Annotated in this window: 9 protein-coding genes; 8 read left to right on the top strand and 1 reads right to left on the bottom strand. The window is 65.5% G+C overall.

Features of this window, described 5'->3' with window-relative positions; translation table 11 throughout:
* Positions 1-315 precede the first annotated feature (315 nt).
* Together ACTHLF_RS18755 and ACTHLF_RS18750 are read left to right on the top strand one after the other, a co-directional pair.
* The gene (locus tag ACTHLF_RS18755; protein WP_440329362.1) at positions 316-594 is read left to right on the top strand and encodes a type II toxin-antitoxin system RelE/ParE family toxin; all 279 of its coding nucleotides are present in this window, start codon (positions 316-318) and stop codon (positions 592-594) included.
* Between the two features lie 10 nt (positions 595-604).
* Complete coding sequence (locus tag ACTHLF_RS18750; protein WP_440329360.1) at positions 605-898, top strand: HigA family addiction module antitoxin; 294 nt, start codon at positions 605-607, stop codon at positions 896-898.
* A 5-nt stretch (positions 899-903) separates the two neighbouring features.
* On the opposite strand, the gene ACTHLF_RS18745 is transcribed toward ACTHLF_RS18750, so the two are convergent.
* Entirely contained in the window at positions 904-2,109 is a 1,206-nt protein-coding gene (locus ACTHLF_RS18745) for a diguanylate cyclase (RefSeq protein WP_440329358.1), read from the bottom strand.
* Positions 2,110-2,490: 381 nt separating this feature from the next.
* Here ACTHLF_RS18745 and rimP point away from each other — a divergent pair, with 381 nt between their 5' ends.
* The 6 genes from rimP (at position 2,491) to rpsO (ending at position 9,543) form a co-directional block, all read left to right on the top strand.
* Positions 2,491-3,030 (top strand): ribosome maturation factor RimP, encoded by a 540-nt coding sequence (rimP, locus tag ACTHLF_RS18740; protein ID WP_440329356.1) that lies wholly within the window; start codon positions 2,491-2,493, stop codon positions 3,028-3,030.
* A gap of 45 nt (positions 3,031-3,075) precedes the next feature.
* A complete protein-coding gene (nusA, locus tag ACTHLF_RS18735; protein ID WP_440329355.1) occupies positions 3,076-4,599 on the top strand; it encodes a transcription termination factor NusA in 1,524 nt (507 codons plus the stop codon).
* Positions 4,600-4,729: 130 nt separating this feature from the next.
* Complete coding sequence (gene infB / locus ACTHLF_RS18730; protein WP_440329354.1) at positions 4,730-7,660, top strand: translation initiation factor IF-2; 2,931 nt, start codon at positions 4,730-4,732, stop codon at positions 7,658-7,660.
* Positions 7,661-7,720: 60 nt separating this feature from the next.
* Positions 7,721-8,095, top strand: a complete 375-nt coding sequence (gene rbfA / locus ACTHLF_RS18725; RefSeq protein ID WP_440329352.1) for a 30S ribosome-binding factor RbfA — start codon at positions 7,721-7,723, stop codon at positions 8,093-8,095.
* 117 nt (positions 8,096-8,212) lie between these two features.
* The gene (truB, locus tag ACTHLF_RS18720) at positions 8,213-9,130 is read left to right on the top strand and encodes a tRNA pseudouridine(55) synthase TruB (RefSeq protein WP_440329350.1); all 918 of its coding nucleotides are present in this window, start codon (positions 8,213-8,215) and stop codon (positions 9,128-9,130) included.
* Between the two features lie 143 nt (positions 9,131-9,273).
* On the top strand, positions 9,274-9,543 hold the full coding sequence (gene rpsO / locus ACTHLF_RS18715) for a 30S ribosomal protein S15 (protein ID WP_139983545.1): 270 nt from the start codon (positions 9,274-9,276) through the stop codon (positions 9,541-9,543).
* Positions 9,544-9,699 lie beyond the last annotated feature (156 nt).

The raw sequence follows: 9,699 nt of genomic DNA, 5'->3' as shown, positions 1-9,699 counted from the left end.
CGGCGCTCGTAATCTGCGTCGCGCCGCCGAGCGCGAGGTGGTGGTGCGTGAACTCGAGCGGCGAATGGAGCGAAGCAATTCAACGTGCAGTTGCGGATCCGTTCACGTCATGGTGCGCGAAGCCACTCGCTGGCGCTCAGTCCATCAGAGTGAACTAGGTCCGGTTGATCGCTAGCCGCGGTCGCAGGTAGGGGTTTGTGGGTCATCGCCTACGCAAAGCGGGATGACGCCGTAACGCAGGGTCGGCCGTGCCCGATACCGCGTTCTCATCGAAGACGACATGATCGCTTATCGACAATCGATAAGTGATCTGGCATGATTGTTTCGTTCGCGGACAAAGACACCGGGGCCTTGTTTCAGGGCCGCTGCTCACGCCGCTGGGCTCCCATCGGGCGTATTGCTCGACGAAAACTGGCTCAACTGCACGCCGCGGCGACCCTTTCGTTCCTGGCTGCGCCGCCCGGGAACCGGCTCGAATTGCTGAAAGGCGACAGGGCGGGGCAGTTCAGCATTCGAATCAACGATCAGTTCCGCATCTGCTTTCGTTGGGACGACGGCCATGCCCACGCCGTCGAAATCGTCGACTATCACTGAAGGGTCTGCCATGAGCCATCCACTTCCGCCCGTGCATCCCGGGGAAGTCCTCCGCGAGGATTACATGAAGCCGTTTGGCCTCTCCTCGAACGCACTTGCCCTGGCCATTGGGGTGACAGCCGCGCGCGTTAACGAGTTGGTGTCCGGCAAGCGCGGGATCACCGCTGACACTGCGCTGCGTCTGGCCCGGTACTTTGGCACTGACCCACATAGCTGGATGAACCTGCAGCTGCATTATGAGCTGGAACTCGCGGAGCGCCGCATCGGCGATGCATTGGCCCGTATCCAGCCGCGCGCGGCCTGAGCAAATCAGTCAGCCACCCCAGCAGTGGCAAAAGCGGTGTTCCCCTGCTTCACGGCGGGCTCCGAAACCATCGCCTCGACACGATCGCGGCCGGTGCGTTTGGCCTGGTAGAGCGCGGTGTCGGCGGTATCGATCAGGCTCTGGATGTGGGTGCCCGTACCCGTGGCCACGCCCACGCTCGTGGTGAAAAGGATCGGCTCGCCGCCGTAGGTGGCGGGCGAGGACTCGACCAGGGCGCGCAGTGACTCTGCCAGGGCCACGGCCACGTTCGCGCTGGTGCACGGCAAGAGCAGCAGGAATTCCTCGCCGCCATAGCGGGAGAGCAGGGCGCGGCGGGGGATCCCGCCTTCGCGCAGCGTCCGGGTGAAGTGCTTCAGCACTGCGTCGCCACCGGCGTGGCCCCACCGGTCGTTGATCGCCTTGAAATGGTCGAGGTCGAACAGGAGCACCGCATGGGTCTGGTCGCGGTTGGCCTGGAACACGGGCGCCGCAGCCTTGAGCAGGGCGGTGCGGTTGAGCAGCCCGGTGAGGCCGTCGACGTCAGCAGCGACCCGCAGGTCATGGACCAGCCGCTGTGAGAGCATCAGGGTGAAGCCCGTGCTCAGGAGGAAGGTACAGAGGATGCCGAACAGGTAGTTTGAGGTCGTCAGCAGCGAAGCCAGCTCGGGCGTTTCAATCTCAGGATAAATTGAGATCAGGCCTCGGGCGAGGTAGAAGAGGATGTCGATGCTGAACACCAGCGCGGTGAAGAGGCTGCCCGCCCTGATCTCGCGTGGCGCACGCATCAGCAGCACGATCATCCAGGTGTCCCAGAGGATGCTCTTCAACCCGAAAACGGCACTCTCGAGCGGCTGGCTGGGCGGCCAGGCCATGAAAGCCACCTGGATGAGCAGGAACACGCCGATGACCAGGGTCGGCCAGCGCCAGGGCAGGCGGTGGCCCAGGTGCATGGCGATGCCGACCAGCATCGCCGCGTTGGCCAGCGCGATCAGGGCGCTGCCGATGATGGCGGAAAGGAAACTGCCATTTTCGTCGTAACCCTGGGCCAGGCCGGCGAAGGTCAGCAGCCAGAAGGCCGCCGCCCACACGTGCAGCGCGGCCATGCCGCGGAGCACCAGGCTCATCAGCGAGAAGCTCAACGCGATGGCGATGCCAACCGCCAGGCCGATAATGCCTAGCGTGTGGACATCCAGCCCGGTCACCCCATCCATCCGTCCGTATCCCCCCGATCGGCCATGCTCCCATTCTAGGGGCATTAACGCGCCGGATGGCGCGGGGTTACATCCGTCAGCGCACCCCTGGCGAACTTGCGCGTAGCGGGGGATTTGCGATAGAATTCCTGAATCTTAAGCGCCGTTAACCATCGATCGCGTATCGCGGGCCAACGTCGCTTCAGGACCTTTCTTTTTACAAGAAAGCCTCCTCGTGAGGCTTTTTTGTTGGGCGCAGGGAGCGCGTCCCGCGACACTCGTGAGCGCCGTCAGGTTTCTCGCAGGCGCTGTGGAGGGAAGTGTCGGGATACATCGGCGACGAAAGGAATGGGCCGTTCGAGCCCTTTTTTTGTTTCTGGCGACCAGAAAACCGTAGGTAACGTGGACACCAACGCACTAACACAACGCTTCTCGGAGATCGTGGCCGACCTCGGCCTCGAGGTGCTGGGCATCGAATTCCTTCCTGCCGGTGGCGGGCAGAGCACCCTGCGCGTCTTCCTGGATGTGCCGGAGGAGCTTCGCGAGGGCCGCGAGTCGCCGGAAGTCACCGTGGACGACTGCGAATCGGCCAGCCGCGAGTTCTCGGCGTGGCTGGACGTTGAAGATCCGATCCCCGGCAACTATGTACTGGAGGTCTCCTCCCCCGGCATCGACCGGCCCCTGTTCAGCGCCACGCAGTTCGCGCGCGTCACGGGCCAGGAAGTGAAGGTGCTGCTGAAGGCCCCGATCGAGGGCCGCCGCCGTCTGAAAGGCAACGTCGTTGAAGTAAACGGCGAGCACATTGTGCTGGAAGGTGAGGCGGGCAAGTTCGAATTCGAACACGCGGACGTCGAGAGCGCCCGCGTGGTGCCGGATTGGGTGGCGCTGGGCTATGCCCCGCAGCCGAAGCCCAAGCCGGGCGAAAAGAAGAAATCCAAATAACGAAACGACGGGATGCCGCGGGGCATCCTCATGGGAGTAGCGGCAATGAGCAAAGAACTTTTGCTGGTAGTCGACGCGGTCGCCAACGAAAAGGGCGTGCCGCGCGATGTCATTTTTGAAGCCATGGAAGCGGCGCTCGCCTCGGCCGCCAAGAAGCGCTACCCCGAAGAGGATCCGGACATCTACGTCGAGATCGATTCCGACTCGGGCGATTACAAGACGTACCGTCGCTGGGAAGTCATCGCTGACGATGGCGAGATGGAGGATCCGTCCTTCCAGATCCGCCAGATGGACGTGGAAGACGAAGTCGCCGACGGTGGTGAGCTGATCGAGACCGCCGACGAAGGCCGCCTCTACATCCTGCGCCAGATCGAGAACGCCGAGTTCGGCCGCATTGCCGCGCAGGCCGCGAAGCAGGTCATCGTCCAGCGCGTCCGCGAAGCCGAGCGCCAGCAGGTCGTCGATGCCTTCATCGATCGCGTCGGCGAGCTGGTCACCGGCATCGTCAAGCGCGTCGAGCGCGGCAACGTCTACCTCGACCTGGGCAGCAACGCCGAGGCGTTCATTCCGCGCGACAAGACGATTCCCCGCGAATCGCACCGCGTGGGCGACCGCGTCCGTGGCTACCTCTACGAAGTGAAGTCGGAAATCCGTGGCCCGCAGCTGTTCGTCTCGCGCAGCGCACCGGAATTCATGATGGAGCTGTTCAAGCTCGAAGTGCCGGAAGTCGGCCAGGGCCTCGTCGAGATCAAGGGCTGCGCCCGTGATCCGGGCGATCGCGCCAAGATCGCCGTGGTCGCGCACGATACCCGCACCGATCCCATCGGCGCGTGCATCGGCATGCGCGGTTCGCGCGTGCAGGCGGTGTCCAACGAGCTCAATGGCGAGCGCGTCGACATCATCCTGTGGCACGACAACCAGGCCCAGTACGTCATCAACGCCATGGCACCGGCGGAAGTGCAGTCCATCATCATGGATGAAGAAAAGCACTCCATGGACATCGCGGTGGCCGAGGACAAGCTGTCCCAGGCTATCGGCCGCGGTGGCCAGAACGTGCGCCTTGCCAGCAAGCTCACCGGCTGGCAGCTCAACGTGATGACCCAGGACCAGGTCACCGCCAAGAGCGAAGCCGAACAGCAGGCCGCGCTGGCGCTGTTCCAGGACAAGCTCGAGGTCGACGCGGAAATCGCCGGCATCCTCGTGCAGGAAGGCTTCTCGTCGGTGGAAGAAATCGCCTACGTGCCGAGCGCCGAGCTGCTCGCCATCGAAGGTTTCGACGAAGACATCGTTGAAGAGCTCCGTGCCCGCGCCCGCGACGCACTGCTCACCCAGGCGCTGGCCGTCGAAGAGAACGTGGAAGGCCCGGACCAGGAACTCCTGGATCTGGAAGGTATGGATGAGGGTACGGCTTACGCGCTCGTCGAGCGCGGCATCCGCACGCTGGACGACCTGGGCGACCTGGCCGTCGATGAACTCATCGATATCGAAGGCATGACCGAGGAGCGCGCTTCGCAGCTGATCATGGCTGCGCGCGCCCCGATGATCGCCCGACTGGAGAAGGGCGGCTAAGCGCGTCACCGGAAGCGCCCCGGAGGGGCGCCCCGAGGGAGGCCACACGGCCTCCCACCAGGGACGGAGGCAGCCTGAGATCGCATCGATGGCACGGGTTACGCGCGGGAACGGCGGAGAATGAAGAACGATGTCGGACGTCACTATTAAACAACTCGCCCAGGTACTGGGTATGCCGGTCGACAAGCTGCTTTCGCAGCTTGGCGAGGCCGGAATGAATTTCTCCACGGCGGAGCAGATCATCAGCAGCACCGAGAAGGTGAAGCTGCTGGGCTTCCTGCGCCGTACGCACGGCAAGAACGAACCCGCTCCCGAAGCGGAAGACAGCTCGCCGCGCCAGATCACGCTGAAGCGCCGCACCGTGGGTGAGCTGAAGGTCAGCTCCGGCTCCGGCCGTGGTGCGGGCCCGGCGAAGACGGTGAACGTGGAAGTGCGCGCCAAGCGCACCTACGTGAAGCGCAGCGCCATCGCTGACGAAGCACCGGTCGATAACGAGCGGGACGAAGCCGCGCGCCGGCTGGCCGAGTCGCAGGCCCAGCGCGAGCACGACGAAAACCAGCGCCGGGAAGAAGCCGAGCGTCGCGAGCAGGCCGAAGCCGAGCGTCGCGAAGCCGAGGCTGAGGCACGCCGCCAGGAAGAGGCTGCCATCGAGGCGCGCCGCCAGGCCGAGGAGCATGCCGAGGCTGAACGCGCACGCGCCGAGGAAGCCTCGCGCGCCGCCGCTGCAGCCGCCGACCAGGCAGCCCCCGTGGCCGCCACGCCGGCGGCACCGGCTGACGTCGCGGAGGCCGCGCCGGCCGCCGCTGGCGATGAGCCGGGCCACCAGACCGCCAAGCTCGATACGCGCTCGCTCGGCATGATCCTGCCGCGCATCCATGAGCCGCGTAAGCGTGAGCGCATTGTTTCCAAGCCGACGCCGCCGCCGGCGCCCGCACCGGCCCCGGCACCTGCGGCGGCCCGTCCGGCTGCGCCTGCTGCTCGTCCGGCCACGCCGGCCGCCGGTGCCGCACGTCCGGCGCCTGGCGCCGTCGCCGCTGCCAACGATCCGCGCGGCAACGCGCGCCCGAAGCACGGCGGTGGCGGCGGTGCAGGCGCGGGCAACGGTCGCGGTGGTGATCGCGAGCCGGGTGGCAAGCGCTTCGCCGCTGGCGAAATGCACCTCTCCGATGCCGATCGCGCCCGCCGTTCCAGCGGCAAGGGTGGTCGCGGCAAGCCGGCGCGTGGTGGTCGTTCGGAGCCGTCGCGTGGCGCCGGCGCATCGAGCGGTCCGCACGGCTTCACCCGCCCGACGGCGGCTGTCGTTCGTGACGTGATCATCGGCGATAACAACCTCGTCGCCGACCTCGCCCAGAAGATGGCGGTGAAGGGTGCCGAGGTGGTGAAGGCCCTGTTCAAGATGGGCGTCATGGCCACGATCAACCAGACGATCGACCAGGACACCGCGACGCTCGTCATCGAAGAGCTGGGCCACAACCCGGTTCGCGCGACGGACAACAACGCCGAAGCGGCTCTCGCCTCGCACACCAGCGCAGCGGAACTCGAAGGCGACAAGGTCACGCGTCCGCCGGTCGTCACCATCATGGGCCATGTCGACCACGGCAAGACCTCGCTGCTCGACTACATCCGTCGCACCAAGGTCGCGTCGGGCGAAGCCGGTGGCATCACGCAGCACATCGGCGCATACCACGTCGAAACCAGCCGCGGCGTCATCACGTTCCTGGATACCCCGGGCCACGCGGCGTTCACCGCCATGCGTGCGCGTGGTGCGCAGTCCACCGATATCGTGGTGCTGGTCGTGGCCGGCGATGACGGCGTCATGCCGCAGACCGTCGAAGCGGTGAAGCATGCGCGCGCCGCCAAGGTGCCGCTGATCGTCGCGCTGACCAAGATGGACAAGTCGGACACCAACGTCGACCACGTCAAGCAGGGCCTCGGCAACCTCGAGGTCATCCCGGAAGAGTGGGGTGGCGATACGCCGTTCGTGCCGGTGTCCGCGAAGACGGGCATGGGCATCGACGACCTGCTCGACGCGATCTCGATCCAGGCCGAAGTGATGGAGCTCAAGGCCGTGGCCGATGGCCGCGCCTCGGGTGTCGTCATCGAATCCAGTCTCGATCGTGGCCGCGGCCCGGTTGCCACCGTGCTGGTCCAGCAGGGCACGCTGAAGAAGGGCGACTTCGTCGTCTGCGGCGTGGAATACGGCCGCATGCGTGCGCTGATCGACGAAACCGGCAAGCAGGTCAACGAAGCCGGCCCGTCGATCCCCGTGCAGGTGCTGGGCCGTTCCGGCGTGCCGGAATCGGGTGACGACTTCGTCGCTGTCGAAGACGAGCGCCTGGCGCGCCAGGTGGCCGCCGAGCGTCAGCAGAAGCGTCGCGAGACCCGCCTGGTCACCAAGTCGAACCGCCTCGAAGACATCATGGCCCAGATGGGCCAGGGCGAAGGCCAGCAGACCCTCAACATCCTGGTCAAGGCCGATGTTCAGGGTTCGGTCGAAGCCCTGCGCGATTCGCTGACGCAGATTGGCAACGACCGGGTCAAGGTCAACGTCATCTCGTCCGGCGTCGGTGGCATCACCGAATCGGAAGCCCAGCTGGCCGCCGCCTCGAAGGCGCTGGTCATCGGCTTCAACGTCCGTGCCGATGCCTCGGCGCGCAAGGTGATCGATACGGCGGGCCTCGATGTCCGTTACTTCTCGATCATCTACGACGTCATCGACCAGGTGAAGCAGGCCGCGTCGGGTCTCCTCGGCATGGAAGTGCGTGAAGAGATCATCGGCGTTGCCCAGGTCCGCGACGTGTTCCGTTCGTCGAAGTTCGGCGCGGTGGCCGGTTGCATGGTCATCGAAGGCATCGTCAAGCGTTCCAAGCCGATCCGCGTGCTGCGCGACAACGTTGTCGTGTTCCAGGGTGAACTGGAATCGCTGCGCCGCTTCAAGGAGCTGGTGGACGAAGTCCGCAACGGCACCGAATGCGGTATCGCGGTGAAGCAGTACAACGATGTGAAGGTGGGCGACCAGATCGAGTGCTTCGAGCGCATCGAAGTGGCCCGCACGCTGTAATTGGAAGACCCTGCCTCCCCGGTTCGCCGGGGAGGCTTTTCTCGTTTATAGGAGGCGGATATGCCGTCCCGTGATTTCAAGCGAACCGACCGCGTCTCCGCCGAGCTGCGCCGTGAAATCGGCCTGCTGGTGCACGCCGCCGTGCGCGAGCATGCGCTGCCCTCGGTCAGCGTCTCTGACGTGGAGACCACCAAGGACCTGGACGTGGCTACCGTATGGGTCACCGCGCTCATGCCGGAGAAGTCGGCCGAGGCCGTGAAGGCGCTCAAGGAGCTTGCCAAGGAATTCCGCCGCGAGCTCTCGCGCTCCATGCGTTTGCGTCGCGTACCCGAGCTGCGCTTCAAGTACGACGAGTCGGTCGACCGCGCCGAGCGCATCGAAACGCTGCTGCGCGAGAACCCGGTCCCGCCGGCCGACAAGGCCGAAGACGAATAGGGCCGTAGGAGCCCACCCTGTGGGCGACATCTGTCGCGATGGCGCCACAGGACTGCGGCTCTCCCGCGAACGGCGTCGCCCACAGGGTGGGCTCCTACGAAGGGCATTCCCTCTTTAATGAACCGTCGCTCATTCCGTGACATCCACGGCATCCTCCTGCTCGACAAGCCGCTCGGCCTGAGTTCCAACCAGGCCTTGCAGACGGCGCGTCGACTGGTGGGCGCGGCCAAGGGCGGGCACACCGGCAGCCTCGATCCGCTGGCCACCGGCCTGCTACCGCTTTGCTTTGGCGAAGCCACCAAGATCGCCGGCTGGCTGCTGGGTTCGCGCAAGGCCTACGAGGCCGAGGTGAAACTGGGTGCCACCACGACCACGGCCGACCTCGAAGGCGAGATCGAGGAAACCCGGCCGGTACCGGCCCTCGACGATGCGTTGGTCGAAGCGGCACTGGCGCCCCTGCGCGGCCGCATCACCCAGGTCCCGCCGGCCTATTCGGCCATCAAGCAGGATGGCGTGCCTCTCTATGTGCGCGCCCGGCGCGGCGAGGCGGTCGACGTGCCGTCGCGTGAGGTCGAGGTTTACCGGCTCGAGGTGATCGAGCGGGCAGGGGATACCCTCCGCCTGCACGTGGAATGCGGTTCGGGTACCTATGTCCGCAGCCTGGCGGTCGACCTGGGGGCCAACCTCGGTTGTGGCGCACACCTCACGGGCCTGCGCCGGCTGTGGGTCGAACCGTTCATGGCGCCGGCCATGGTCACGCTGGATGAACTGCGTGCGGCCGCTGAAACCGGGCCGGACCCGCTCGAAGCCTGCCTGCTTCCGGTCGATGCCGGGCTCGCCCATATTCCCCGGGTGGAACTCGAGACCGACCAGACCCGTGTGCTCGGCTTCGGCCAGCCGGTACCCCTCGGCGCCGGTGCCGCCACCGGCCGGTGCGGCGTCTGGGGTGCCGACGGGCGCCTGATGGCGCTCGGCGAGGTCGGTGAAGACGGTATTTTGAGGGTTCTCAGGGGCTTCAACCTCCCAACCCCCTGACCGGGCTTGTTGCCGCTACGCGCAGGACGTTACAATTACGTGCTCGTTTAACAGCTTTCATCAAAGCGAGGCTTGCGCAACTTCATCGGTGGCCGTTGAGGTTGCGCAAGTCTCGCATCCGCTTTTTTAAGGAATCGATACACATGTCGCTCACCGTCGAACAGACCAGCCAGATCATCAAGGACTACGGTCGCAAGGATAACGACACCGGCTCGACCGAAGTCCAGGTCGCGCTGCTGTCCGCGAACATCACCGCGCTGCAGGATCACTTCCAGGCGCACAAGCAGGACCACCACTCGCGTCGCGGTCTGCTGAAGATGGTCAACAAGCGCAAGACGCTGCTGGCCTACCTCAAGAAGAGCGACCTCGCTCGCTACCAGACCCTCATCGAACGCCTCGGCCTGCGCCGCTAAACCACCGGATCAGGACGAGGAGACAACGAAGTGGCGAAAGTAACCAAGTCATTCCAGTACGGTAGTCACGAAGTCACGCTGGAGACGGGCGAAATCGCCCGCCAGGCGTCCGGTGCGGTCATGGTCAGCATGGGCGGCACCGTCGTCCTGGTGACC

It is taken from the genome of Luteibacter sp., from assembly GCF_051958795.1.
Classification (GTDB): Bacteria; Pseudomonadota; Gammaproteobacteria; order Xanthomonadales; family Rhodanobacteraceae; genus Luteibacter.
This window is presented reverse-complemented; position numbering and strand designations above follow the sequence as displayed.

Coding starts and splice junctions, on each gene's coding strand:
- ACTHLF_RS18755 (WP_440329362.1), top strand. CDS start 316: ATGATTGTTTCGTTCGCGGACAAAGACACCGGGGCCTTGTTTCAGGGC.
- ACTHLF_RS18750 (WP_440329360.1), top strand. CDS start 605: ATGAGCCATCCACTTCCGCCCGTGCATCCCGGGGAAGTCCTCCGCGAG.
- ACTHLF_RS18745 (WP_440329358.1), bottom strand. CDS start 2,109: ATGGATGGGGTGACCGGGCTGGATGTCCACACGCTAGGCATTATCGGC.
- nusA (WP_440329355.1), top strand. CDS start 3,076: ATGAGCAAAGAACTTTTGCTGGTAGTCGACGCGGTCGCCAACGAAAAG.
- infB (WP_440329354.1), top strand. CDS start 4,730: ATGTCGGACGTCACTATTAAACAACTCGCCCAGGTACTGGGTATGCCG.
- rbfA (WP_440329352.1), top strand. CDS start 7,721: ATGCCGTCCCGTGATTTCAAGCGAACCGACCGCGTCTCCGCCGAGCTG.
- truB (WP_440329350.1), top strand. CDS start 8,213: ATGAACCGTCGCTCATTCCGTGACATCCACGGCATCCTCCTGCTCGAC.
- rpsO (WP_139983545.1), top strand. CDS start 9,274: ATGTCGCTCACCGTCGAACAGACCAGCCAGATCATCAAGGACTACGGT.